Annotated in this window: 19 protein-coding genes; 12 read left to right on the plus strand and 7 right to left on the minus strand. The window is 71.0% G+C overall.

All coding sequences use genetic code 11. The annotated features are described in order from the left end of the window. Nucleotides 1–47 precede the first annotated feature (47 nt). Nucleotides 48–1,613: a diacylglycerol/lipid kinase family protein gene (locus ACIBLC_RS31395; RefSeq protein WP_399214716.1), complete on the minus strand. Its 1,566-nt coding sequence runs from the start codon at nucleotides 1,611–1,613 to the stop codon at nucleotides 48–50. A 220-nt stretch (nucleotides 1,614–1,833) separates the two neighbouring features. Beyond that, complete coding sequence (locus ACIBLC_RS31400) at nucleotides 1,834–2,271, minus strand: hypothetical protein (protein WP_019061278.1); 438 nt, start codon at nucleotides 2,269–2,271, stop codon at nucleotides 1,834–1,836. Between the two features lie 583 nt (nucleotides 2,272–2,854). On the opposite strand from ACIBLC_RS31400, the gene hemL reads away from it, so the two are divergent. From hemL to ACIBLC_RS31445, 9 genes are all read left to right on the plus strand, one after another. Further along, the gene (gene hemL / locus ACIBLC_RS31405) at nucleotides 2,855–4,171 is read left to right on the plus strand and encodes a glutamate-1-semialdehyde 2,1-aminomutase (RefSeq protein ID WP_399214717.1); all 1,317 of its coding nucleotides are present in this window, start codon (nucleotides 2,855–2,857) and stop codon (nucleotides 4,169–4,171) included. Beyond that, nucleotides 4,168–4,854, plus strand: a complete 687-nt coding sequence (locus ACIBLC_RS31410; protein WP_399214718.1) for a histidine phosphatase family protein — start codon at nucleotides 4,168–4,170, stop codon at nucleotides 4,852–4,854. Before hemL ends, ACIBLC_RS31410 begins: the two co-directional genes overlap by 4 nt. A 172-nt stretch (nucleotides 4,855–5,026) precedes the next feature. Continuing rightward, nucleotides 5,027–6,304 carry a hypothetical protein gene (locus ACIBLC_RS31415; protein ID WP_399214719.1) on the plus strand — a complete coding sequence of 426 codons (1,278 nt, stop codon included), beginning with the start codon at nucleotides 5,027–5,029 and terminating at the stop codon, nucleotides 6,302–6,304. A gap of 66 nt (nucleotides 6,305–6,370) precedes the next feature. Next, nucleotides 6,371–6,994 (plus strand): TlpA family protein disulfide reductase, encoded by a 624-nt coding sequence (locus ACIBLC_RS31420; RefSeq protein ID WP_399214720.1) that lies wholly within the window; start codon nucleotides 6,371–6,373, stop codon nucleotides 6,992–6,994. A gap of 126 nt (nucleotides 6,995–7,120) precedes the next feature. Then, on the plus strand, nucleotides 7,121–7,831 hold the full coding sequence (locus tag ACIBLC_RS31425; protein WP_399214829.1) for a cytochrome c biogenesis CcdA family protein: 711 nt from the start codon (nucleotides 7,121–7,123) through the stop codon (nucleotides 7,829–7,831). 3 nt (nucleotides 7,832–7,834) lie between these two features. Further along, on the plus strand, nucleotides 7,835–9,712 hold the full coding sequence (locus ACIBLC_RS31430; protein ID WP_399214721.1) for a cytochrome c biogenesis protein ResB: 1,878 nt from the start codon (nucleotides 7,835–7,837) through the stop codon (nucleotides 9,710–9,712). Next, complete coding sequence (gene ccsB, locus ACIBLC_RS31435) at nucleotides 9,709–10,824, plus strand: c-type cytochrome biogenesis protein CcsB (RefSeq protein WP_399214722.1); 1,116 nt, start codon at nucleotides 9,709–9,711, stop codon at nucleotides 10,822–10,824. Before ACIBLC_RS31430 ends, ccsB begins: the two co-directional genes overlap by 4 nt. 105 nt (nucleotides 10,825–10,929) lie before the next feature. After that, on the plus strand, nucleotides 10,930–11,538 hold the full coding sequence (locus ACIBLC_RS31440) for an RNA polymerase sigma factor (protein ID WP_399214830.1): 609 nt from the start codon (nucleotides 10,930–10,932) through the stop codon (nucleotides 11,536–11,538). After that, the gene (locus tag ACIBLC_RS31445; RefSeq protein ID WP_399214723.1) at nucleotides 11,535–12,479 is read left to right on the plus strand and encodes a CU044_5270 family protein; all 945 of its coding nucleotides are present in this window, start codon (nucleotides 11,535–11,537) and stop codon (nucleotides 12,477–12,479) included. Before ACIBLC_RS31440 ends, ACIBLC_RS31445 begins: the two co-directional genes overlap by 4 nt. 85 nt (nucleotides 12,480–12,564) lie before the next feature. On the opposite strand, the gene ACIBLC_RS31450 is transcribed toward ACIBLC_RS31445, so the two are convergent. Next, a complete protein-coding gene (locus ACIBLC_RS31450) occupies nucleotides 12,565–13,314 on the minus strand; it encodes an SDR family NAD(P)-dependent oxidoreductase (RefSeq protein ID WP_399214724.1) in 750 nt (249 codons plus the stop codon). 104 nt (nucleotides 13,315–13,418) lie between these two features. Here ACIBLC_RS31450 and ACIBLC_RS31455 point away from each other — a divergent pair, with 104 nt between their 5' ends. After that, nucleotides 13,419–14,027, plus strand: coding sequence for a TetR/AcrR family transcriptional regulator (locus ACIBLC_RS31455; protein WP_399214725.1), 609 nt, complete (start codon nucleotides 13,419–13,421; stop codon nucleotides 14,025–14,027). Nucleotides 14,028–14,069: 42 nt separating this feature from the next. Here ACIBLC_RS31455 and ACIBLC_RS31460 read toward each other — a convergent pair whose 3' ends face one another. The 4 genes from ACIBLC_RS31460 to ACIBLC_RS31475 all read right to left on the minus strand — a co-directional run bounded on the left by ACIBLC_RS31460 (nucleotide 14,070) and on the right by ACIBLC_RS31475 (nucleotide 19,320). Then, nucleotides 14,070–15,614, minus strand: coding sequence for an ABC transporter substrate-binding protein (locus tag ACIBLC_RS31460; protein WP_399214726.1), 1,545 nt, complete (start codon nucleotides 15,612–15,614; stop codon nucleotides 14,070–14,072). Between the two features lie 19 nt (nucleotides 15,615–15,633). Then, a complete protein-coding gene (locus ACIBLC_RS31465; protein ID WP_399214727.1) occupies nucleotides 15,634–17,733 on the minus strand; it encodes a hypothetical protein in 2,100 nt (699 codons plus the stop codon). Between the two features lie 128 nt (nucleotides 17,734–17,861). Continuing rightward, nucleotides 17,862–18,860, minus strand: a complete 999-nt coding sequence (locus tag ACIBLC_RS31470) for an isopenicillin N synthase family dioxygenase (RefSeq protein ID WP_399214728.1) — start codon at nucleotides 18,858–18,860, stop codon at nucleotides 17,862–17,864. Continuing rightward, entirely contained in the window at nucleotides 18,853–19,320 is a 468-nt protein-coding gene (locus tag ACIBLC_RS31475; RefSeq protein ID WP_399214729.1) for a nucleoside deaminase, read from the minus strand. Before ACIBLC_RS31475 ends, ACIBLC_RS31470 begins: the two co-directional genes overlap by 8 nt. A 260-nt stretch (nucleotides 19,321–19,580) precedes the next feature. Between ACIBLC_RS31475 and ACIBLC_RS31480 the strand changes: the two genes are divergently transcribed. Then, entirely contained in the window at nucleotides 19,581–21,320 is a 1,740-nt protein-coding gene (locus ACIBLC_RS31480) for a sensor histidine kinase (protein WP_399214730.1), read from the plus strand. Then, a complete protein-coding gene (locus tag ACIBLC_RS31485; RefSeq protein ID WP_399214731.1) occupies nucleotides 21,317–22,018 on the plus strand; it encodes a response regulator transcription factor in 702 nt (233 codons plus the stop codon). Before ACIBLC_RS31480 ends, ACIBLC_RS31485 begins: the two co-directional genes overlap by 4 nt. Nucleotides 22,019–22,023: the final 5 nt, after the last annotated feature.

Raw genomic sequence — 22,023 nt, forward strand, 5'->3', positions numbered from 1 at the left:
GCGCCCGGCTTCCGACACGGGCCCCGGGCGGCGGAGGACGGCTGGTGTCAGCGCAGCCATTGGTCCTGGTCGGCGGGGCGGTACAAGGTGATCGCCTTGGGGATCTTGTCGAGGACCAGGCGCCGGTAGGTGGCGTCCGTGACCTCTCCGTCGTACGCGAAGTGCGGTTCGCCCCGCAGGACCTCCAGGTCGATCCGGCGCACCTGGGCGGTCGTCAGTACCCGGGAGTTGTGCAGGGTGCCGGTCAGGACGGCGATGAGCAGCCGGGTGCGGGCCAGCGGGGTGCCGGCCTCCACGGCGCGGACGTCGAGCAGTCCGTCGTCGAGCTGGGTGCGGTAGGTCGGGGCGAAACCGGCCGGGTGGTATATCCCGTTTCCCGCGAAGAGCAGCCAGATACGGCGGGGGCGGCCGTTGATGACCACGGAGAGCGGGCTGCCGGTGGCCAGGACCTTGGCCAGGCCCACGGCCAGTGCCGGCCACTTGCCGATGCGCTTCTCCAGCCGCTCCCTGGCGTGCACGAGCTCGGAGTACACCCCGATGCTGAAGGTGTTGAGGAAGAACTGCTGGCCGGCCTCCGGGGGGTCCGCCGACTCGGCAGGGGAGCCGTCCGGCGCGCCCTCCTCGGGGCGGGTGCCCGGACCCTCGGGGGACGAGGCCCGGCCCACGTCGGCGGTGACCGCGTCGCCCGCCTGGATCGCGCGGACCACGTCCTCCATGGTCTGGTTGCCGAGGTCGACGGCGAAGTGGTTGAACGTGCCCCCGGGGAAGACGGCCAGCGGCACACGGTGGCGGGCGGCCGTCGTACTGCCCGCGTTGACGGTCCCGTCGCCGCCGCACACCCCCAGCGCCCCGCCGTCCGCGACGGCGCGCAGCGCCGCCTCGTCGAGGAGGCTCACCAGGTCGTCGCCCGGCTCGAGCACGGTGATCGAGGCGCCGGGCAGCAGGACGCCCAGGGTCTCGGCGGTGTCCTTGGTCCAGGAGATGCCGGACGACGGGTTGACCACCAGATGCAGGCCCTTGCCGTCCTCGAGTGCGGGGGCCGGCCTGCGCGGCGGTGCGGCCGCCGCCGCGGCCTCCGGCTTCACCGGCCACCAACGGCAGGTGAGCAGCGCCGCGCCCCCGCCGACGATCAGCCCCGCCGCGGCCCGGCCGCGGTGGGTGAGACCTTCCCGGCCGCGTACGTAGGCCAGCCCCGCGGCGAAGGGCAGGACGGCGAGGCCGTGCCGGGGCGACTCCAGGGCGGCTCCCGAGACGAAGGCGGCGGCCGCCGCCAGCGGGCTCGACGGGAGGGACGCGGTGTCCGGCCGGGGGAAGACCTTGGGGAGGCTGTCGAGGACGGGGCGCGCACTGCGGGCGGCCGGTTTGCCCAGCGTGTGATTGATCACCGCGACGATCGCCACCGAGCCGACGCCACGCAGCGCGGCCCGGCGGGCGGTCCTGCCGCCGGACGCCCCGAGCACGGCCGCGGCACCCAGCCAGATCGCGTCGTGCGAGGCCGCCCTGCGCAGCAGGTCCGTCGTGGAGCTTCCGCGCGCCGGGCGCGCCATGGCGAAGGACGCGGCCAGCCGGCTTCCCGGTCCCGGTGTCTTCCACAACCACCCAGGTCGCTTCATACGCTCGTACACCTCTGCATCTGGAGAATCCGCTGCACGCGACCGGACCGGAGCGCCGCCTCACCCTAACGGCGCCCAACTCGCCCGTCGACGAGACGATTCAGGCCCGGAGCGGGGGGCTCGCCGCCTCGTCCCGGTCCCGGCTGCCTCCCACCTGTCCCGGCACATGAAAAAGGCGAGGTCCGAAGACCCCGCCCGCCACTACCAGCGCCACCTCGGCTCACGGCCAGACAAGACAGTAGGGCTGATGCCCAGCCTCATGCAGCCGGTGGCTGAAGTCCTGCCACTCGTGCAGCAGTTGATACACGTTGAACGCGTCCCGCGGCCCCCCGCGGTCCGGCACCGTCGACCAGATGAACGCGGCCGCGCCGACCGCTTCCTCGCCTATTCCACGGAGGGGGTCCACGACGGTCATGGGGAGCTTGACGACGGCGTAGTCGGGGTGGAGGACGACGAGTTCGAGCGGGGGCACCTTGTTGAGCGGGACGCCCTCTATGCCGGTGAGGACCATGGCTGCCATGGTTTCCGGCTTGATCTTGGTGAACATGCCGTTCATCCCGAGTTCGTCGCCGCCGAGTTCTTCGGGGCGCATCGAGATCGGGACCCGGGCCGCCGTCGCGCCGTCGGGCGCGCCGAAGTATTTGTAGGTCACCCCCACCCGGCCACCATTCCCGCTCCCTGCACCCAGCCGTTCGATCCTGCGGGCGGCACGCTCGGGTTCCTGGCCGGCTCTGGCGCCGGCCGCCTCCTCCGCCTCGCGTCGGTGCTTTCCCCCGCGGGCACGCCGAGGACCGAGGTCGTCGGTCCCTTCGCCCAGTCCGCCACCGCGATGCATATCTCCACCCGACTGCTTTTCCAAGGCGCGCGACCCCCGTCACGCAACCCGATCATCGTGACAGTGACCTCCCCCACGGCCGCACGCCGAAACGTGCGCTGAAACACCTGTCCGCAGGATCTCCGCCCGCTGAACACCATCGTTCATCGGAGCTGTCCGTACCAGGCCCCAGTTTCGCAGATGCGCGAGGACCGCCGCCCGTTTGTCGTACCGAGCACCGGCCCGCCGCGCGCGCGATGGCTGGGATCTTCTCGTACGTGCACGCGGGCGCCCGCGTTCACGCCGCCGCGTCCTGTGTGCCCCTGGCGTGCCCGCGAGGCCGGGCTCGCGCGCCCGCGGCGGCCGGAAGCCGCTGGCCTACCCTGAGTAGGTCACTAGCCCCCCGGAGTCGGAGACGTCGCAGGTCATGACCGAACTGCCTTATCCCTATGAAGCCCCAGCATCGCAGTCCCTATTCGACCGTGCGGCCGTCGTCACGCCAGGTGGCGTGAATTCTCCTGTGCGCGCGTTCCGGGCCGTGGGCGGTACGCCCCGGTTCATGGTGTCCGGTAACGGTCCCTACCTGACCGACGCCGACGGGAGGGAGTATGTCGATCTTGTCTGCTCCTGGGGGCCGATGATTCTCGGGCATTCTCAGCCCGATGTCATCGCCGCGATCCAGGACGCCGTCTCCCGGGGCACGTCCTTCGGTACGCCCGGTGAGGGTGAGGTCACGCTGGCCGAGGAGATCGTCGCCCGTGTCGAGCCCGTCGAGCAGGTCCGGCTGGTCTCCAGCGGGACCGAGGCGACCATGTCCGCCATCCGGCTCGCGCGCGGGTTCACCCGGCGGGCCAAGGTCATCAAGTTCGCCGGGTGTTACCACGGTCACGTCGACTCGCTGCTCGCCGCGGCCGGGAGCGGAGTGGCCACCTTCGCGCTGCCCGACACCCCGGGCGTCACCGGGGCCCAGGCCGGCGACACCATCGTCCTGCCCTACAACGATCTCGAAGCCGTGCACGCGGCGTTCCACGCGCACCCCGGCGAGATCGCGTGTGTGATCACCGAGGCCTCGCCCGGCAACATGGGCGTCGTGCCGCCGCGGCCCGGGTTCAACCAGGGGCTGAAGGACGCCTGCGCCAAGAACGGCGCCCTGTTCGTCTCCGACGAGGTCATGACCGGGTTCAGGACCAGCAGGGCCGGCTGGTACGGCATCGACGGGGTCAAGCCCGACCTGATGACCTTCGGCAAGGTCATGGGCGGCGGCTTCCCGGCCGCGGCCTTCGGCGGGCGCGCCGATGTCATGGGCCACCTGGCGCCGGCCGGGCCGGTCTACCAGGCGGGCACGCTGTCCGGGAACCCGGTCGCCACCGCCGCCGGGCTCGCGCAGCTCCGGCTGCTCGACGACGCCGCGTACGAGAAGATCGACGCGGTGAGCGAGCAGGTCCGTGGTCTCGTCACGGAGGCGCTCGGCAAGGAGGGTGTGGCCCACCGGCTGCAGAACGCCTCCAGCATGTTCTCCGTCTTCTTCACCGGGCGTGAGGTGCGCGACTACGAGGACGCCAAGGCGCAGGAGTCCTTCCGCTACACCGCGTTCTTCCAGTCGATGCTGGCGCAGGGCGTGTACCTGCCGCCGTCGTCGTTCGAGTCCTGGTTCGTCTCCACCGCGCACGACGACCGGGCGATTCAACGGATCGCCGACGCCCTTCCGGCGGCGGCACGGGCAGCAGCGGAGGCCACGGCATGAGCGAGCGCAACGAGGACATCACCGTCGTACACGTGATGCGGCACGGTGAGGTGGCCAACCCGGACGGCGTTCTGTACGGGCGGCTGGAGGGGTACCACCTCTCCGAGCTCGGGCGGCGGATGGCCGACCGGGTCGCCGAGCACCTCTCGTCACGGGACGTCACGCATGTCGTCGCCTCCCCGCTGGAGCGGGCGCAGGAGACCGCGACCCCCATCGCCAAGTCGCACGGGCTCGACCTGTCGACCGACGGCCGGCTGATCGAGGCGGGGAACGTCTTCCAGGGCAAGACCTTCGGTGTGGGGGACGGCGCGCTGCGGCGGCCCGAGAACTGGAAGCACCTCGTCAACCCCTTCAGGCCGTCCTGGGGCGAGCCGTACGTGGACCAGGTCGTACGGATGATGGGGGCGCTGGACGCCGCCAAGGACGCGGCCCGTGGGCACGAGGCGGTGTGCGTCTCGCACCAGCTGCCCATCTGGACCGTGCGCTCCTACGTGGAGCGGCGGCGGCTGTGGCACGACCCGCGCAAGCGGCAGTGCACGCTGGCGTCCCTGACGTCCTTCACCTACCGCGGCGACAGGATCGTCTCCGTGGGCTACACCGAGCCCGCCCGCGATCTCGTCCCCGCCCATCTCCTCGCGGGCGCCAAGCCGGTGAAGGGCAAGGACAAGGCGTTCGGCGCGTAAGCCGCCCAAGGCGCACACATCATTACTTAGCGTACTGATTCAAGTCATCTGAGCGTATTTTCGTAAAAACAGTTGAATATGGGCGAGTTTGGCGGAACCCCCGTCTTCCTCGCGCCCTCTCATGAGGTGTCGGCCGGAGCCGACCGAGAAGGCGCGAGGAAGCGGGGACGGAATGCGGGACATCAGTCGCAGGGGAATGATCGGTCTCGGGGCGGGCGCCGCCGCCGCGCTGGGACTCGCGGCCTGCGGTACCGCACAGCAAGAGGGCGCGGAGCACGGTGGCGGTTCCGCCGACGGACCGCCGGGTGCCCCCAAGCACCCCGTGCGACCCCTCGGCGACGGCTCCACCGCCTTCACCGGAAAGCAGCCAGGACAGCACGCGGAGCCGGTGCCGCTCGAACCCGGCGAGACCCCGCCGCAGTTCGTGGTCTTCTCCTGGGACGGCGCCGGAGAGGTCGGGACCGGTCTTTTCTCCCGCTTTCTCGAACTCGCCAAGCACCATGACGCCCACATGACGTTCTTCCTCTCCGGGCTGTATCTGCTGCCCGAGTCGAAGAAGCGTCTGTACTCGCCGCCCAACAATCCCCAGGGCGCCTCGGACATCGGTTATCTCACCGACGACCACATCAGGACCACGCTGAAACTCGTCCGGCAGGCCTGGCTCGAGGGCCATGAGATCGGCACGCATTTCAACGGCCACTTCTGCGCCGGCAGCGGCACGGTCGCCAACTGGACGGCCGCGCAGTGGCGCAGCGAGATCGACCAGGCGAAGTCCTTCGTCAAGGAGTGGCGGACCAACAGCGGCTGGACCGATCTGCCCGCGCTGCCCTTCGACTACGAGAAGGAACTCATCGGCGGACGCACCCCGTGCCTGCTGGGCCGGGACAACCTGCTGCCCACCGCCAGGGAACTCGGCTGGCGCTACGACGCCTCCTCGCCCGGCGGCCTCCAGGTCTGGCCGCGCAAGCGGCAGGGCCTGTGGGACCTGCCGCTCCAGGCGATGCCCTTCCCGGGCCGCGGCTTCGAGGTGCTGTCGATGGACTACAACATCCTCGCCAACCAGTCGGTCAACTCGACCAACGCGCCCGCCTACAACTACCCGGCCTGGCGCACCCAGGCGAGCCAGTCCTACATCGCCGGATTCAAGCGCGCGTACGAGACGAACCGCGCACCCTTCTTCGTCGGCAACCACTTCGAGCAGTGGAACGGCGGCATCTACATGGACGCCGTCGAGAACGCCTTCAAGTACATCGCGCGGGAGAAGGAGAAGGGCGAGGACGTCCGTCTCGTCTCCTTCCGGGAGTTCGTGGAGTGGCTGGACGTGCAGAAACCCGAGGTGGTGGCCGGGCTGCAGTCCCTCGACGTGGGGCAGGAGCCGGCCGGCGGCTGGAGGTCCTTCCTCGGCGATGTCGGTACACAGTCCTCCAAGGGGTCTGAAAAGGCCGCCTGAAATGCGGGTTTCCGTCCGCAAGGGGGGTGCGCAAGATCCCCGGAACGGACATGCGAAACTTTTCACATGAGTGCTGCCTGCCGCGCCGACCAGCGTTCGAACCGCACCCGTGGTCGCACCGCCCTGCTGACCGCCGGAGCCGCCGTCGCCGCTCTCGCCCTGTCCGCTTGCGGTTCCGGGGGTACGTCCGGAGGCTCGGGCAACACCAACTTCGTCGCCGGCAAGAACGGCATCGCCACCGTCGCCAAGGGTGAGCGGACCGACGCGCCCGACCTCTCCGGCGAGACCGTCGACGGCAAGCAGCTCGACGTCGCCGACTACAAGGGCAAGGTCGTCGTCCTCAACGTGTGGGGCTCCTGGTGCCCGCCGTGCCGCGCCGAGGCACCGAACTTCGTCAAGGTCGCCAAGGACACGGCGGACCAGGGCGTGCAGTTCGTCGGCATCAACACCCGCGACCCCAGCACCGCTCCGGCCAAGGCGTTCGAGGAGGAGCAGGGGGTCACGTACCCCAGTCTGTACGACCCGACGGGCAAGCTGATGCTCCGCTTCAAGAAGGGCACGCTGAACCCGCAGGCGATTCCGTCGACGCTCATCATCGACCGGGACGGGAAGATCGCGGCCCGCACGCTTCAGGCCCTCAGCGAAGACAAGCTGCGCGAGATGCTCGCTCCCGTCCTCGCGGAGAAGTGACCTGCCGTGTCCCTCCTCGCCGCGTCCACGGATTTCGCGACGTCCGCGCAGCTCGCGGGGTCCACGCACCTCGCCACCGCGCTCGCCGCGCCGACCGGCACGAACCAGACGGTCTACGACGGGGCACTGCTGCTCGCCCTGCCGATCGCCGTACTCGGCGGGCTCATCTCCTTCTTCTCGCCCTGCGTGCTGCCGCTCGTGCCCGGTTACCTCTCCTACGTCACCGGGGTCAGCGGCACCGATCTGGCGGAGGCCAGACGCGGGCGGATGGTGGTGGGGGCGAGCCTGTTCGTGCTCGGCTTCACCGTCGTGTTCGTCTCCGGCGGGGCGCTGTTCGGATACTTCGGCTCGACCCTGTACGAGCACCAGAGCACGCTGTCCAAGGTGCTCGGTGTCCTCATGGTCCTCATGGGTGTCTTCTTCATGGGGATGATGCCCTGGCTCACCCAGCGCGAGTTCCGTTTCCACAAGCGGCCGGTCACCGGCCTCCTCGGCGCGCCGCTCCTCGGCGCGCTCTTCGGGATCGGCTGGACCCCGTGCATCGGCCCGACGCTCTCCTCCGTGCAGGCTCTGTCGATGGAGCAGGCGAGCGCCGGCCGAGGGGCCATACTGACCGTCGCGTACTGCGCCGGTCTCGGGGTGCCCTTCGTCCTCGCCGCGGTCGCCTTCCGCAAGGCGCTCGGCGCCTTCGGCTGGGTCAAGGCCCACTACGCGTGGGTGATGCGCATCGGCGGCGGCATGATGATCGTGACCGGCCTCCTGCTGCTGACCGGCGCGTGGGACAGCCTCGTTCAGCAGATGCAGGTCTGGTCCAACGGTTTCACGGTAGGGATCTGATCGATGAGCACGACTGACACCGGCAAGACGGCGACCGACGGCGGTGAAGAGGCGACGGAACCGGTGCCCGCCAGCCGGCATGTCGGTGTGAGCGCCGACGGCGAACTCGGCGCGGCCGGATCCCAACTGTCCACAGCCCCTGTGGACACCGTCGTCCCCGGCTCCTTCGGCGGCGTACGCGGGCCCGGCGCGGCCGGCCGGCTGGCCTGGACCGGGCGCGAGGTCTTCGGCTGGACCCGCTGGTTCTGGCGGCAGCTCACCTCCATGCGGATCGCGCTGCTCCTGCTGTTCCTGTTGTCGCTCGGGGCGATCCCCGGCTCGCTGATCCCGCAGTCCGGGACCGACGCGGTGAAGGTGCAGGACTTCAAGGACGCGCACAGCGTGCTCGGGCCCGTCTTCGGAAAGCTCGGGCTGTTCCACGTCTACAGCTCCGTGTGGTTCTCGGCGATCTACATCCTTCTCTTCGTCTCGCTCATCGGCTGCATCGTGCCGCGCACCTGGCAGTTCGTCGGGCAGCTCCGCGGCCGTCCGCCGGGCGCGCCCAAGCGGCTGAACCGGCTGCCCGCGTACGCGACCTGGCGCACCGCCGCGGAGCCGGAGCAGGTCCGTGAGGCCGCCCTCGGGGTGCTGAAGAAGCGGCGGTTCCGTGCGCACCTCGCCGGGGACGCCGTCGCCGCCGAGAAGGGCTATCTGCGCGAGACCGGCAACCTGCTCTTCCACATCGCGCTGGTCGTGATGCTGGTCGCCTTCGCCTGGGGCCAGCTCTTCAAGTCCGAGGGCAACAAACTGATCGTCGAGGGCGACGGCTTCTCCAACACCCTGCTGTCGTACGACGACTTCAAGTCCGGCAACCTCTTCTCCACCGACGACCTCACGCCGTTCAGCTTCGACCTGAAGAGCTTCACCGGCACCTACGAGGAGTCCGGCCCCAACAAGGGCACCCCGCGCACCTACCAGGCGGACATCACCTACAGCGAGGGCGCCGACGGCAAGGAGAAGAAGACCACGGTCAAGGTCAACGAGCCGCTGGAGATCGGCGACTCGAAGGTCTACCTGGTCAGCCACGGCTACGCGCCCGTCGTCACCGTCCGGGACGGCAAGGGCAAGGTCGTCTACTCCGAGCCCGTGCCGATGCTGCCGCTCGACTCGAACGTCACCTCGCAGGGCGCGATCAAGGTGATGGACGGCTACCGGAACGCGAAGGGCGACAAGGAGCAGCTCGGCTTCGCCGCCTTCTTCGTGCCGACCTTCGCGGGCGCCGGCGCGGGTGACATGTTCTCCCAGTTCCCCGCGCTCAAGGACCCGGTGCTGGCGCTGAGCGGGTACCACGGCAGCCTGGGGGTCGACTCGGGGCTTCCGCAGAACGTGTACCAACTGGACACCTCCCAGATGAAGCAGTTCAAGGACTCGAAGGGCGAGATCCTCAAGTCGAGGCTGGCGCCCGGCGAGACCATGACGCTGCCGAACGGCGCCGGCTCGATCACCTTCGAGAAGGACATCAAGGAGTGGGCCGGCTTCCAGGTCACCCAGCAGCCCGGCAGCGACTGGGCACTGGTCGGAGCCTTCACCGCGATCTTCGGTCTCGCCGGGTCGCTCTTCATCCAGCGCCGCCGGGTCTGGGTGCGGGCCACCAGGGGCGCCGACGGCGTCACCGTCGTCGAGATGGCGGGCCTCGGCCGCAGCGAGTCCACGAAGCTTCCCGAGGAACTCGGCGACCTGGCCGCGCTCGTGCACGAACAGGCGCCCACGGCGCCCAGCAAGCCCGCCGAAGCCGGCGAAGTCAAAGACGCCGACGAAGCCGGCGAAGCCGAACCCGACGCCGAGGCACACCCCGACGCCGAACCCCCCGTATCTGCCGCCGAAGGGGCTGAGAAGCAGTGAATCCCGCTGCCGCAACCGATCTCGCCGCCACCGCCACCAACCTGGCCGCGACCACCAACGAACACCTCGCCAACGTCAGCAACACGCTGATCTACTCGTCGATGGCCGTCTACACCCTGGCCTTCTTCACGTACATCGCCGAGTGGATCTTCGGCAGCCGCAGCAAGGTGGCCCGCACGGCCGCCGCGCTGACCTCGCCGCAGAAGACGGCGGCTCCCGCGGTCACGGTGAACAAGGCGGGCGGCACCACGGTCCTGGAGCGGCCCCAGGTCGTCACCCGGTCCGCTTCCGGCGCCCGTGACGTGCCCGACGGGCCCGGGGCGCACGGCGGGGATGTGCAGGGCGACCTCTACGGCCGTATCGCGGTGTCTCTCACCGTCGTCGCCTGGGCCGTCGAGGTGGCCGGTGTCGTCTCGCGTGCGCTGTCGGTGCAGCGGGCGCCGTGGGGCAACATGTACGAGTTCAACATCACCTTCTCCACCGTCGCCGTCACGGTGTACCTGGTGATGCTCGCGCTGAAGAAGAACATCCGCTGGCTCGGCCTCCCCCTGGTCACCACGGTCCTCCTCGATCTCGGTCTCGCCGTCACTGTCTTGTACACCGCCAGTGACCAATTGGTTCCCGCGCTCCACTCGTACTGGCTCTACATCCACGTCTCGACGGCCATCCTCTGCGGCGCCGTCTTCTACGTGGCCGCGGTCGCCACCCTGATGTACCTCTTCAAGGACAGCTACGAGAACAAGCTGGCGAGCGGCGGCAAGCCGGGGCGCTTCGCGACCTCCGTCCTGGAGCGGCTGCCCGCGTCGGCCACCCTCGACAAGTTCTCCTACCGGGTGAACGCCGCCGTCTTCCCGCTGTGGACCTTCACGATCATCGCGGGCGCGATCTGGGCCGGCGACGCGTGGGGCCGCTACTGGGGCTGGGACCCCAAGGAGACCTGGGCGTTCATCACCTGGGTCGCCTACGCCTGCTATCTGCACGCGCGGGCCACGGCGGGCTGGAAGGGCCGCAAGGCCGCCTACATCGCGCTGATCGCCTTCGCCTGCTTCCTCTTCAACTACTACGGGGTCAACATCTTCGTCACCGGCAAGCACTCCTACGCCGGGGTCTGATCCCGCCCGCAGCCGACCAGGGCCGGTTCCCGTGACACACGTCACGGGAACCGGCCTTCGGCGTACGGACAGGGGGAGGGCGTGGATACGACTCCGAGCCATTCGATGTATCTGAGGAAACGCATCCGCGCGGGGGACCACGACGCCTTCGGTGAGCTCTTCGACGCGTACGCCCGCTCCGTCTACAACCACGCCTTCCGGCTCACGGGGAACTGGGCGCAGGCCGAGGACGTGGTGTCGCTGACGTTCCTGGACGCCTGGCGCCTGCGCGAGAGGCTCGACGCGGAGGGCGGTTCGGTGCGGCCCTGGCTGCTCGGGATCGCCACCAACGTCACGCGCAACACGCGCCGCGCGGCCCGAAGACACGCGGCCGCCGTCGCCCGGCTGCCGAAGGACGGGACCGAGCGGGACTTCGCCGACGAGGTCGCCGGGCGCCTGGACGACACGGCGCAACTGGCCCTCGTACGGACGGCCCTTGAGGAACTGCGGCGGCCCGAGCGGGAGGTGCTGGCCCTCTGTGTCTGGTCGGGGCTCGACTACGCGGCGGCGGCCGAGGCGCTCGGGGTGCCCGTCGGCACCGTACGGTCGCGGCTCTCCCGGGCCAGAACAAAGCTCGCGAAACATATCGAAGCCTCGGAACTCCCCGCGGAACGCGGACAGATGAGAGGTGACCGCGGCACCGCGGTCGGGCCCACGAGGAAGGGAAACCGATGAACCGACTTCCCGAGAGAGACCTTCGGCCGGGCCGTCACCGACTCCTCAAGGAGCATCTGATGACCGAGATCCGGCAGACACCGCGAGTGGACGAGGCTCCGGCGCGTACACGCAACAGGTGGCTGCGGCCCGCGATCGCGGCGGCGGCCGTCGCCACCGCCGCGGCCGTGGCCTTCGTACTCCTTCCCGCGTCGGGCGGGGACGCGGCGAGCGCGCGGCCGCCGAGCAGGGAGACCGTGGCGCTGCTGGAGAACCTCGCGCTGGCCGCCGAGCACGAGGACGCGCCCGGCACCGTCCGCGACGACCAGTGGGTGTACGTCGACTCGAAGGTGTCGTACTCACAGACCAGCAATGGCACGAAGACCCGGATCCCGCCCCTGCACCGGCTCGAGAGCTGGCACTCGGTGGACGGCACCGTCGCGGGGCTGTACCGGGAGGCGGGCCGGGGCCAGTGGTCCGGCGAACCCGACGCGAAGAAGGGCGAGCGCGGCTACGAGGTCTCCACCAACTACCGCCACCTGTCGACGCTGCCCACCGACGCGGACGAGATGTACGAGTGGCTGCGCGAGACCGCCCCGGAGTACAGCGGCCAGCAGACCGACCAGGCCGTGTTCGTCCTCGTCGGCGACCTGATCGGCGAGGCCATCGTGCCTCCGGAGGTGAACGCCGCGCTCTACCGGGCCGTCGAGCGGATCCCCGGTGTGACGGTGATCGACGACGCGGTGGACGCCGCGGGGCGCCCCGGCGTCGCGATCGCGCGCGACGACCCCGACAACCCGAGCCGCGACGAGTGGATCTTCGACAAGAAGACCCACGAATATCTGGGCGAGCGGTCGGTCGCCACCAGCGACTGGCCGGGCGGCGTGAAGAAGGGCGACGTCACCAGCAACACGGCGATCCTGGACCGCGCCGTGGTCGACAGGGCGGGCGAGCGTCCGTAACCCGCCGGGCCCCAGCGGCTGTCCCGTCCCCGTCCGCCACGGGACCGGCGCCGCCGGGGCTCGCGCGACGGATGCCGCCCGCGGGTCAGAGCTGGTTCTCGCCGCCGTCGACGTACAGGTTGGCTCCGAGGACGAAGCTGCTCCGCTCGGAGGCGAGGAAGACCACCGCGTCCGCGACCTCGTCCGCGCGCCCGATCCGGCCGAGCGGGACACCCGCGCCGAACTGCGCCTTGGTGACGGGTGTGTCCTGCGCCGCGACCGCGCCGTCGAGCCCGGGAGTGTCGATGGTGCCCGGGGAGACCGCGTTGACCCGGATGTTCCGGTCCTTGAGCTCGTTGGCCCAGGTCCGGGCGAAGGACCGGATCGCCGCCTTGGAGGCCGCGTACGTGCCGAACGCCGCGACACCGTCATCGGCGCGCACCGAGGAGTTCAGGATCACCGACGCGCCGTCGTTGAGCAGCGGGAGCGCCTTCTGCACCGTGAACAACGTGCCCCGGACGTTGATGTCGAAGGTCTGGTCGAAGTGCTCCTCGGTGACCTGCTCCAGCGTCGCGAACGACCCGCCGCCGGCGTTGGCGAACAGCACGTCCAGGCCCCGGCCCCGGGCGCGGACCGCGTCGTACAGCCGGTCCAGGTCTGCCAGGTTCGAGATGTCACCCGCCACCGCGGTCGCCCCGGCCGGGCCGATGGTCTCGACGGCCGCGTCCAGCTCGGCCCTGCGCCGGCCGGTGACGAACACGTGCGCGCCCTCGGCCGCCAGCCGCACCGCGGTGGCCAGGCCGATCCCGCTGCCCCCGCCGGTGACAACGGCGGTCCTGCCTTCGAACTGTCCCATGGGGATGACCTCCACAAAGTTCAGTACCGATCGGTACTGATCGGTACGGAAAGGGAACGTAGCACATCGGTACCGACCGGTGCGGAAGAGGTAGGATCGCCGGCATGGAGACGAGGAAGCGGGCGCCGATCGGCCGGCCGAGAGGGTTCGACGCCGACGAGGCCCTCGAACAGGCCATGCGGGTCTTCTGGGAGCAGGGCTACGAGGGCGCCGGCCTCACCGACCTGACCGGCGCCATGGGCATCACCCGCACCAGCATGTACGCGGCTTTCGGCAACAAGGAGGAGCTGTTCCGCAAGGCCCTGGAGCGCTACACCGAAGGCCCCGCCTCGTACGCCGCCCGCGCGCTGCGGGAGCCGACCGCCCGGCAGGTGGCCACCGCGTTCCTCGACGGCTCGGTCCGGGCCACCACCCGCCCCGGCTGCCCCTCCGGGTGCCTCGGCGTCCAGGGCGCCCTCGCCGTCGGCGACCCGGGACGCAACGCCCGGGACGCCCTGGTCGCCTGGCGCAACGACGCCGTCCTGGTCCTCCGCGACCGGTTCCAGCGGGCCGTCGACGAAGGCGACCTGCCCCCCGACGCCGACTCCGGACTGCTCGCCCGCTACCTGATGACCGTGGCGAACGGCATCGCCGTCCAGGCCGCGGGCGGCGCCACCCGCGACGACGTCCAGCAGGTGGCCGACATGGCCCTGCACAGCTGGCCGTCCGCGTGACGATCCGCCCGGCCGCGGCGGGAGCCGTACGGCTGCCGTGCCCTAGGCCGGTGGCAGGCACTCCTTCGGCGGCGGTTTCTCCTCCGGCCAGGCGATCTCGACGAAGCGTGCCTTGCCCTCGGGGGTGAGTTCCACGATCGGTACGGCCTTGTCGTAGGGGTTGCCGTGCACGTCGAGGCAGATCCAGCCGCTCGCGCCGGTCACCTTCTGCGAACCCTTGGTCAGCGTCCACTGGTTGGCGACGTCCGCGATGGGCGGCACCGTCTTCCCGCCGGCGGTGGCCTCGCGGATGCCCTGGACGGCGAGCGTCATGGCGTCGTACGCGATGATCGTCTGCCCGTCATCGAGGGAGACCTCGCCGATGGGGCCGACGGGCTTGCGCGCGCTGTCGGCGAGCAGTTCGTCGAGCACCTTCGCGTCGGCGGCGCTGCCCCCGCTCTTCGGCGCGTCCTTCGCGAGCCAGGCGTCCGGATGGGCAAGTGCCGTGTAGCGCACGGAGATGCGATGGGTGAGGGCCGTGCGGTCGAGGGCCTTGTCGCCGGTGAGGTACGAACCCTCGTCGCCGGTGAGCAGGGTGAAGGCGCGGTCCTGGCAGCCGCGGTCGCCCAACGCGTTGATGAACTGGCGCAGTTGGGTGTGCCGGCCGGCGAACAGGATGGTGTCGGTGGCCGGTGCCGTGTCGCAGACGAGGTGGGTGATCTGCCGGAAGGTGTTGGCGGTGGTGCCCTCCTTGCTGCGGTCGTCGGGCGGGGTGAACGGCTGCGGCTGGTAGGGAGAGCCCTTGAGCAGCTTCTCGAAGGACTGCTGGAGCGTGCGCGAGTAGGGGTCGCCCGGCTTGTCGTACACCAGGAGCGCCTTGCCGGGCGAGACGTCGGCGAACGAGGCGAGGGCGCGCGCCTCGTCGGTGTTGGTGGGGGAGACGCGGGCGAGCCCGGGGTAAGGGTCCTTGCCCTCCTGCCCGTTGGCGAGGTCGTCGGCCGTGATGGAGGAGCCGATCACCGGGATGCCGAGGCGGGTGAGCTCCTTGACGGCCTTCTTGTTGTTCTCGGTGCTCAGGCCGACGCCGGTCACCGCGCGCAGCCGGTCGGGCCCGCTCGCCATCCCCGCGATCTGGTCGACCGTGTGCCGCCACTGCTCGCCGGTGGCACCGGGGTTGGCCAGCACCAGCCGGATCTTCGGGGTCTGGTCGTTGGACTGGTGGTTGGCCCGGTACTGGGCGAGATAGGCGCCCTGGAGCTCGTGCAGCGCGTCCCCGAGGTTGTCCTCGTCGGTCGCCGTGAAGGGTTCGAGCAGGGCCACGGTCACGTAACTGCCGGGCTCCAGCGTCTCGTTCTCCGTGTTGATCGCCCGCACGGCCTCGGTGAACTGGGAGCGGCCCCAGTCGTAGGAGGTCGCGGAGACGCCCACGCACTCGTCGCTGCCCTCGGGTCGCTCGACCCCGGGCGCGCACGAACGGTCCTCCTTCGCGAGCGTCGTGCCGCCCCAGACGCCGAGGGCGACGAGGACGGCCGCCAGCAACAGGGCGATGACCCGCCGGAACTTGATCTCCCAGACGTCCTCGCGCAGCCACACCCACAAGCGCGCCATCACTCGCCCCCGTCCCGCGTCATGAGCGGGTCTCGTCGTCGTCACCCGGGATGCGGAACGGCCGGCCCGCGAGCGCGTCCGTCGGCCAGTCCCTGGAGGCCCGCCACAGCAGGGCGTTGCCCGCGGGCCGCAGATTGGACAGCTGCTCCAGCTCGAACCGCAGCCGGTCGGTCACTTTCGGGTCCGGCAGCACCAGCGGATCGGTCAACTGCCAGACAGAGTGCAGGAGTCGGCGTACCCGCAGGTGCAGTACGGGGTCCACGCCGTCCGGCGGGGTCTGCGCGGCGTCCGTGCGGCCGAGCGCGACGGACGTGCGGTGGTCGTGGCCGTCGAAGTCGCGGCCGTCCGGATCGTGGGCGTGGTAGTAAGGCGCGGAGGCGATGAAGACCAGCGCCGACAGCCAGGTGCGGGTGTCCACCCGGTGGAAGGCGTCGCGGAGGTAGCCGACCGCCAGGTCCGCCTTGCCCAGGGCGAGTTCGTGGTGCAGTCGGTACCGGGCGCGGCCCGGGTCGTCGTCGCTCCCGGGCGCGTCGGTGTAGTGGGCGATGAGGGTGTGGTGGGTGGCCCGCCACTCCTCGTGGCCGGGGTCGCGGTGGTGCAGCCGCAGCAGCAGGAGCGCGCGCAGGAACGGGTCGCCGACGAACTGGTCCGGCGCCGTCCGCCAGCCCTCCTCGGCGAGCCGCGCCTCCAGGTCCAGGACGCCCGACGCGCCGAAGTCGTCCGGCAGCCGGTCCCGCGCCAGTGCGCGCGCCGAGTCGGGGTCGTGGGCGGCGGCGAGCACGGTCAGTTCGTCCAGGCTGCCGCCGGGCACCAGCCGGTCCAGGAGTTCCCGGTAGGCGACCCGCCCGTCGCGGTCGTCCAGGAGGGCCACGTCGGCGGTGAGCAGGGCGCCGAGGGTGGCGGCCTCGGGCAGGTTCTGCTGGGCCGACGCGGCGAGCACGGCGATGCCGAGCGGGCTGCCGCCGGTCAACCGGTGTGTGGCGTGCGGGAGTTGTGGCGGCACGGCGACGTCGAGGCAGGTGGCGCCCACGATGTGCAGGGTGTCGTCCGGGGACAGTGGCGGCAGCGACACGAGCAGCGCCCGCGAGGACGGCGAGGTGTCCGGCGTCCAGTCGCAGCGCCTGGCGACGTCGGGCAGCGTGCGGCGGACGGCGTTGCGGAGCGCCGGATGGCTGTAGCCGCGCAGGGAGGTGAAGAAGACGACCTGGTCGGCGATGTCCTCGGCGCGGTCCCGCAGCACCGACTCCATGAGCCCCAGGCCGGCGGGCGCCTGCACGTTGTCGACCAGGACGACCGGGCGGCCGAGCCGGTGCGAGCGCTGCAGGGCTCCGGTGTAGGCGTCGTCGAGGTCCGCCAGCAGGGCCCGTACGAGATAACGCTCGGCGTGCGTACGGGAGTTGCCGCCCGCCCTGAAGTGCCGGGAGAGCAGGATGAGCCCGAGCTTCGGGTTGCCGCCCGCGTTCGGGTAGTCGCGGTACCAGGTGGCCGCCCGGCGCAGCCGGTGGTGGGTGGGGGAGACGCCCTCCGAGAACGCCTCCAGGGTCGCCTCGATGATCGGCTCGAGGACCGGTCCCGTACCGGACATGGAGGCGATCAGCTTGGCGACGACCTTGTTCACCCAGCGGTTCGCGAAGCCCGAGAGCCAGGAACCGGACTCGTTCAGCAGCAGGATCCGCTCGGCCTCCTGCCGGATGCGGGGCAGGTCGCGGTCGCTCCAGCCGCTCGCCGCGACGGCCAGCAGCCCGGCGGCGAGCCGCGGGAAGCTGATCCGCTTGGCCCCCGTCACCGGCTCCGCGAGCTGCTCCGCGACCGTGGTGAGCGCCTGCGCTACCGGCGACCAGGACTCGGCGGGCCGCTCGGACGGAGGCGCCGCGAACTGCCCGTCCTCGCCGTCGACCAGCGCGACCGGCGTATGCCCCTTGCACGCCTTGCGCAGCTCGCTGAGCAGCGCGGTCTTGCCCAGTCCCCGGCCGCCCGCGAACACCACGAAGGGCAGGTCCTTCGGATGTTCGTACGGCGTCGAGCGGTGCTGGTAAGGACGCAGGCCGACGAGCCGTGGAGCGAGACCGGGCGGATCCGTGTCGAAGAGCGCCCCCCGGCCGTGCAGCCCTGTGTGCACCGCATCTCCCCCCGGCGCGGTCCGGTCCGATGTGCTGCTGTGAGGTGTATCAACACCAGTGTAAGAAGGGGGACTTGATTCGAGATAGGGCGCCTGACGACCGTTGGGTTACGAAAGTTGGCCTTCTGTCAGTTGACTGTGATCGATTCGAGCTTCTCTCGCAGGTAGACATGAGAGTCCACCGGCGGGTACGCGACCCGGCCCACCGGCTCCGGGACGGACTCGACGAGCGTCCCCGGGGTGCACTCGCCGAAGTAGACCAGCGACATCAGCTCCTCGCCGGGTACGTCGGCGGGCGGGGGCAGCACCCGGTGCCGGCCCGAGCGCCACCGGTCTCCCGTCCAACGGGCCATCAGATCGCCGATGTTGATCGTGAACGCGGCCGGATCGAAGGGCGCGTCCTCCCAGCCGCCCTCGTCCGTGAAGACCTGGAGCCCGCCCTTGCCGGCCTGCCGGTCGAGGATCGTGACGGTCCCGAAGTCGGTGTGCGGGCCGATACGGAACTGGCCCGGCTCGGGCTCGCCCATCACGTCCGTACCCGGATACCAGTTGATGTTGAAGCCGTACGTCGGGTGGTCCATGTGCCGGGTGAAGAGGTCCGGTTCCAGGCCGAGGGCCTCGCCGAGCAGGGCCAGGAGGCGCTTCTCCAGCTCGGCCATCCGCGCCAGGTACTCCTCGCAGAGCGCCCGCAGCTCCGGCACCTCGGCGGGCCAGACGTTCGGCGCGTACCACTCCGCGTTCGTCTCGGGGTCCTCGAACTCCTCGTGCGTCGCGAAGGTCAGCGACTCCTTGAGGTCCGGCGGGGTCTCCGTACCCTCCGAGTGGCCGTTCGCCTCGGCGCCCGGGCCGAGCCAGCCGCGGCCGCCGACCTTGGCGGTGTAGGGCTCCTTCGCCGCCGCGGGGAGGGTGAAGAAGGTGCGGGCGGCCGCGCGGATGCCGTCGCGCAGCGAGGGGTCCACGCCGTGGCCGGTGACGAGCAGGAATCCGGCCGTCCGCAGGGCCCGGTCGACGGTGCGGGCGATCCCGGCGCGCGCGTCCGGGTCGCCGGAGAGCCAGGGGCGCAGGTCGACGGTGGGGACGCGGGGCGCCGCGGAGGTGGCCTCGGGGCCGGTCGTGGAGTCAGTCACCGATGTCCTCGTTCCACAGGTCGGGGTGGTCCTCGATGAAGCCGCGCATCAGGGCGGTGCACTCGGGGTCGTCCAGCTGCACGATCTCCACGCCGTGATCGGCCAGCCAGTCCTGCCCGCCCCGGAAGGTGGCCGCCTCGCCGACGACGACCCTGGAGATCCCGAACTGCCTGACCAGACCGCTGCAGTACCAGCAGGGGGAGAGGGTGGTCACCATCGTCGTACCGCGGTACGAGCGCTGCCGTCCGGCGTTGCGGAAGGCCGCCGTCTCCGCGTGCATGGAAGGGTCGCCGTCCTGGACACGGAGGTTGTGACCGCGGCCGAGGAGCGTGCCGTCCGCACCGTACAGCGCGGCCCCGATGGGGATGCCGCCCTCGGCAAGACCGGCACGGGCCTCGGCGAGGGCGGTGGTGAGCCAGGTACGGGCCTGTGCCTGGTCGATGCGATCAGTACGCTCCATGGGTCCCACTCTCCCGTGGCCGAAACTCCAGGGCAACGTGCGGAAAGTACCCCCGGCAACCGCGTCCCGGCCGGACCGCCGGCCGGGACACGCCCCAGACCCGCCGGGCGGCGACGCGCGCGCCCGCACCGCCCCTACGCGAAGTCCTGGCCCTCGACCCAGTCCGCCGGGTGCGCCGAAAACTCCGTACGGCAGTCGGTCGATCGCGTACCGTGAGGAAACGGAAGTGCGCGTGAACGGCCGTCACGGGGGAGGCGGTTATGGCAGGCCCGTCCCCGCGGCGCACCGCGGTCCTCCTCGCCACAGCCGGCACCGCGTTCGGAACCTACGTCCTGGTCGTCACCGCACCCGACCGGTACGACGACTCCACCTCGACGCTGTTCTCTGGGGCTGTCGGCGGACTGTACCTCGGGGCCGGACTGCTGGCGCGGCTGCGGCGGCCCGGCAACGCGGTCGGGCTCCTGATGCTGCTCGTCGGCATCGGCTGGTTCGCGGAGGACCTCCAGATCTCCACCGACCCGCTGGTGCACACCGTCGGCCTGTTCCTGCGCTCCGCGTCCACCGGCCTCCTGATTCCGCTGCTGCTGGTGTTCCCCTACGGCCGTCTGCGCACCCGCGAGGACGACGGCGCGGTCGCCGCCGTCGCCGACCGGGTGCTGCTCGGCGTCGGCTGTGCGGTGGCCTTCGTCCTCCAGCCGATCGGCGTGTTCTACCACTCGTCGGTGACCGAGAACCTGCTGCTCGTGCACGACGTGCCGGCGCTCCGGCAGCTGACCGACGCGGTGCAGCTCGGAGTCAGCGCGGCCGTGGTCGCCGTACTGCTGTGGCGCTGGGCGGAGGCATCCCGGCCGTACCGCCGCGAGCTCGTCCCGCTGCTCGCCGTCGGCCTCGTGGGCGGTCTCGCCTCCGGGCTGGACGCGGCGCTCGGCACCGACCGGGAGTGGTCGCACTCCGCTCTGCTGGCGGTCGCGCATCTGTCGGTCCTGTGCCTGCCGCTGGCCTTCCTCGCCGGAGTGTGGCGGATCCGGCTGGGCCGGACCGCCGTGGCCGAACTGCTGCGACGGCTGCCGCTCGCCTCCCGCGGGCAACTGCGCGACGAACTCGCCAGGGCCCTCGACGACGAGTCGCTCCAGCTGGGCTTCCCCGCACCCGACGGGGACGGTTACGTCGACACCGGCGGCCGTCCCCTGACGGCCGGGCCCGGCCGGGGGACGATCGTCCTGGAGCGCGGCGGGCGGACCGTCGGCGTCCTCGTCCACGACCCGGCGCTGCGGGAGGACCGGTACGTCCTGGAGGCGGTCGTCTCCGCCGCCGCACTGGAACTGGACAACCAGGCCCTGGTCGCCGAACTGCGGGCCTCCCGCCGCCGTGTCATCGAGGCCGGCGACGAGCAGCGGCGCGAAGTCGAGCGGGCCCTGCATGACGGGGCCCAGCAGAAGTTCATCAACCTGGGCCTCCAACTACGCTTCGTCCGCCGTCGGTTGGACCGCGCGGCGAGCGGCCCGGAGCCGGCGGGGATGCTGGACGACGCGCTCGCCACCTTGGAGCAGGGGCACGCCGAACTGCGCGTGGCGGCCCGAGGTATCCATCCGGTGGTGCTGAGCGAGGCCGGGCTGGTGCCGGCTCTGCGCTCGCTGACCGGCGATCTGCCCCTGCCCGTCGACCTGCACGCCGACGGACTGCCCAAGCTGCCCGAGCCGGTCGAACTCACCGCCTACTACGTCGTGAAGGAGGCGATCAGCAATGTGCTCAAGCACGCCGACGCCCGCACCGTCCGCGTCGACCTCCGGCACGCCGACGGAATGCTGAACCTGAGCGTCACCGACGACGGAGTCGGCGGCGCGGACCCGGCGGACGGCGGCACCGGCCTGCTCGGACTGCGCCACCGGGTCTCCGCGTACGACGGCGGACTGACCGTCCGCAGCCGCTCCGGCGAGGGCACGGTCGTCTCGGTGACGCTGCCCACCCGTGCCACGAGCGAGGAAGGCGAGCCGGTATGACGGCCGAGACGGATTCCCGGGAGCGGGCCCTGCGCATCGTGCTGGCCGACGACGACCCGGTCTACCTGCGGGGACTCGCGGCCATTCTGGAGGAAGAGGGCCACGAGATCACCGGGCGGGCCGGGGACGCGCACGGCCTGCGGGCAGCCGTCGCCGACACCCTGCCCGACCTCGCCGTGGTCGACATCAGAATGCCGCCCACGCACACTCTGGAAGGGCTTCGGGCGGCGGTGGAGATTCGCCGGGCCCATCCCGGGGTCGGCATCCTGCTGCTGTCCAAGGACATGGAGCTGACTCATCTGCGGCGTCTGCTGGAGGCCGGGCCCGCGGCCGCCGCCGGAGGCATCGGCTACCAGCTCAAGTCCCGGGTGACCGGAGCGGACTTCGTCACCGAGGTCGTGGACGAGGTCGGGGCCGGCCGGTACGCCATCGACGGCGAGATCCAGCGCGCCCTCTACCGCACCCCGCGCCGCAGGGACCTGCTGGCCGCCCTGACCGGCCAGCAGCTGAAGGTGCTCGAACTCATGGCGCGCGGGCTGTCCAACCCGGCCCTCGCGGCGAGGCTTTCGATCAGCAAGAGGACGGTGGAGGACCACGTCAACACCATCTTCGACAAGCTCGGCCTCAGGCCCGAGGCCAAGGAGGTGTACGACCGCCGGGTGCGCGCGGTGCTGATGTACCTCGCCTCCGACGACTGATCCCG

Source organism: Streptomyces sp. NPDC050535, from assembly GCF_044457665.1.
Taxonomy (GTDB): domain Bacteria; phylum Actinomycetota; class Actinomycetes; order Streptomycetales; family Streptomycetaceae; genus Streptomyces.

Bases quoted from the DNA above. Each gene is read 5' to 3' on its own strand.
- ACIBLC_RS31395 (WP_399214716.1), bottom strand. From the start codon at position 1,613: ATGAAGCGACCTGGGTGGTTGTGGAAGACACCGGGACCGGGAAGCCGG.
- hemL (WP_399214717.1), top strand. From the start codon at position 2,855: ATGACCGAACTGCCTTATCCCTATGAAGCCCCAGCATCGCAGTCCCTA.
- ACIBLC_RS31410 (WP_399214718.1), top strand. From the start codon at position 4,168: ATGAGCGAGCGCAACGAGGACATCACCGTCGTACACGTGATGCGGCAC.
- ACIBLC_RS31415 (WP_399214719.1), top strand. From the start codon at position 5,027: ATGCGGGACATCAGTCGCAGGGGAATGATCGGTCTCGGGGCGGGCGCC.
- ACIBLC_RS31420 (WP_399214720.1), top strand. From the start codon at position 6,371: ATGAGTGCTGCCTGCCGCGCCGACCAGCGTTCGAACCGCACCCGTGGT.
- ACIBLC_RS31430 (WP_399214721.1), top strand. From the start codon at position 7,835: ATGAGCACGACTGACACCGGCAAGACGGCGACCGACGGCGGTGAAGAG.
- ACIBLC_RS31440 (WP_399214830.1), top strand. From the start codon at position 10,930: ATGTATCTGAGGAAACGCATCCGCGCGGGGGACCACGACGCCTTCGGT.
- ACIBLC_RS31445 (WP_399214723.1), top strand. From the start codon at position 11,535: ATGAACCGACTTCCCGAGAGAGACCTTCGGCCGGGCCGTCACCGACTC.
- ACIBLC_RS31450 (WP_399214724.1), bottom strand. From the start codon at position 13,314: ATGGGACAGTTCGAAGGCAGGACCGCCGTTGTCACCGGCGGGGGCAGC.
- ACIBLC_RS31455 (WP_399214725.1), top strand. From the start codon at position 13,419: ATGGAGACGAGGAAGCGGGCGCCGATCGGCCGGCCGAGAGGGTTCGAC.
- ACIBLC_RS31460 (WP_399214726.1), bottom strand. From the start codon at position 15,614: ATGGCGCGCTTGTGGGTGTGGCTGCGCGAGGACGTCTGGGAGATCAAG.
- ACIBLC_RS31475 (WP_399214729.1), bottom strand. From the start codon at position 19,320: ATGGAGCGTACTGATCGCATCGACCAGGCACAGGCCCGTACCTGGCTC.
- ACIBLC_RS31480 (WP_399214730.1), top strand. From the start codon at position 19,581: ATGGCAGGCCCGTCCCCGCGGCGCACCGCGGTCCTCCTCGCCACAGCC.
- ACIBLC_RS31485 (WP_399214731.1), top strand. From the start codon at position 21,317: ATGACGGCCGAGACGGATTCCCGGGAGCGGGCCCTGCGCATCGTGCTG.